We start from the raw sequence: 2,500 nt of genomic DNA, 5'->3' as shown, positions 1-2,500 counted from the left end.
TCGTGTTTGCAGCAAGCTTAAGCCGTAAGGTGTAGGCGCAGCGAAAGCGAGTCTGAATAGGGCGCTTAGTTGCAGGCATGAGACCCGAAACCGAGTGATCTAGCCATGGCCAGGCTGAAGGTGGGGTAACACCTACTGGAGGGCCGAACCCACGCCTGTTGAAAAAGTCGGGGATGAGCTGTGGCTAGGGGTGAAAGGCCAATCAAACTCGGAAATAGCTGGTTCTCCGCGAAATCTATTGAGGTAGATCGTCAGGCGAACACCACCGGAGGTAGAGCACCGAAAGGGCTAGGGGGGCCCAAAGCCTTACCAAACCCTATCGAACTCCGAATGCCGGTGAGTGCTACCTGGCAGACAGACGGCGGGTGCTAAGGTCCGTCGTCGAGAGGGAAACAGCCCAGACCACCAGCTAAGGTCCCCAAATAGTGGCTAAGTGGGAAAGCATGTGGGACGGCCAAAACAACCAGGAGGTTGGCTTAGAAGCAGCCATCCTTTAAAGAAAGCGTAATAGCTCACTGGTCTAATAGCTGTCCTGCGGCGAAAATGTAACGGGGCTCAAGCCACTTACCGAAGCTGTGGATGCGCCGTAAGGCGCGTGGTAGCGGAGCGTTCCGTAAGCCTGCGAAGGGATACCGGTGACGGGTCCTGGAGGTATCGGAAGTGCGAATGCGGACATGAGTAGCGACAAAGAGGGTGAGAAACCCTCTCGCCGTAAGTCCAAGGGTTCCTGCGCAAGGTTAATCCGCGCAGGGTGAGCCGGCCCCTAAGGCGAGGGCGACAGCCGTAGCCGATGGAAATCAGGTGAATATTCCTGAGCCCGTCAGAAGTGACGGCCTTGAATTTCTGTACATGCTTATTGGATTGTGTGTGCAGCTGGAGAGGCCCGGGAAATAGCTCTGACATTGGACCGTACCCGAAACCGACACAGGTGGACTGGTAGAGTATACCAAGGCGCTTGAGAGAACCATGCTGAAGGAACTAGGCAAATTGCTCGCGTAACTTCGGGATAAGCGAGACCCAATCTTGCGCAAGCAGGGTTGGGTGGCACAGAGCAGGGGGTGGCGACTGTTTAGTAAAAACACAGGGCTCTGCGAAATCGAAAGATGACGTATAGGGTCTGACGCCTGCCCGGTGCCGGAAGGTTAAAAGGAGGTGTGCAAGCACCGAATTGAAGCCCCGGTAAACGGCGGCCGTAACTATAACGGTCCTAAGGTAGCGAAATTCCTTGTCGGGTAAGTTCCGACCTGCACGAATGGCGTAACGACCTCCCCACTGTCTCCAGCATGGGCTCAGCGAAATTGAATTCCCCGTGAAGATGCGGGGTACCCGCAGTTAGACGGAAAGACCCTATGAACCTTTACTGCAACTTCACAGTGGCGCCAGGAAAGGGCTGTGTAGGATAGGTGGGAGGCTTTGAAGCCGGGGCGCCAGCTCTGGTGGAGCCAACCTTGAAATACCACCCTGCGCTTTTTTGGCGTCTAACCGAGCTCCGTTAGCCGGAGCCGGGACCCTGTGTGGCAGGCAGTTTGACTGGGGCGGTCGCCTCCTAAAGTGTAACGGAGGCGCGCGATGGTGGGCTCAAGCCGGTCGGACATCGGCTGTTGAGTGCAAAGGCATAAGCCCGCCTGACTGTGAGCGTGACAGCGCGAACAGAGACGAAAGTCGGCCTTAGTGATCCGGTGGTCCCTCGTGGACGGGCCATCGCTCAACGGATAAAAGGTACTCTAGGGATAACAGGCTGATCTCCCCCAAGAGTCCACATCGACGGGGAGGTTTGGCACCTCGATGTCGGCTCATCGCATCCCGGGGCTGGAGCAGGTCCCAAGGGTTCGGCTGTTCGCCGATTAAAGCGGTACGTGAGCTGGGTTTAGAACGTCGTGAGACAGTTCGGTCCCTATCTGCTGTGGGTGTTGGAGACTTGAAAGGATCTGTCCCTAGTACGAGAGGACCGGGATGGACGTACCTCTGGTGCACCAGTTGTCACGCCAGTGGCATAGCTGGGTAGCTAAGTACGGACGGGATAACCGCTGAAAGCATCTAAGCGGGAAACCCACCTTGAAACTAGGTCTCCCTGAGGGCCGTGAAAGACCATCACGTCAATAGGCCGCAGGTGGAAGTGCAGCAATGCATGCAGCCGAGCGGTACTAATCGCCCAATCGAACTCCACCTAACCAACAACTTCCATACAGCCTCATCAGAGGCACCGCACGCAGCACCATCAGCCATCAATACTCACACACACATCAATCCGATCACTGAACACTCTCTGGTTCGGTGGTCTGGTGGTTATCGCGGGGTTGATACACCCGTTCCCATCCCGAACACGGCCGTGAAACACCCCAGCGCCCATGGTACTGCACCTCAAGGTGCGGGAGAGTCGGTCGCCGCCAGACCACCTAACCAGAGAGTTTTTCCACTTTTACCGCGGGGTGGAGCAGCCCGGTAGCTCGTCAGGCTCATAACCTGAAGGTCACAGGTTCAAATCCTGTCCCCGCATCCA

The 2,500-nt window shown here is 56.5% G+C and carries 1 tRNA gene and 2 rRNA genes (1 of these 3 cut by a window edge); all 3 read left to right on the top strand.

Annotated features, from left to right (window positions below):
- Window positions 1-2,169, top strand: a 23S ribosomal RNA gene (locus EOD42_RS25525) (it extends 565 nt beyond the left edge of the window).
- A 109-nt stretch (window positions 2,170-2,278) separates the two neighbouring features.
- Window positions 2,279-2,393, top strand: a 5S ribosomal RNA gene (rrf, locus tag EOD42_RS25520).
- Between the two features lie 30 nt (window positions 2,394-2,423).
- Window positions 2,424-2,500: transfer RNA gene (locus EOD42_RS25515), tRNA-Met, on the top strand.

The organism is Rhodovarius crocodyli (assembly GCF_004005855.1).
Lineage (GTDB): Bacteria > Pseudomonadota > Alphaproteobacteria > Acetobacterales > Acetobacteraceae > Rhodovarius > Rhodovarius crocodyli.
This window is presented reverse-complemented; position numbering and strand designations above follow the sequence as displayed.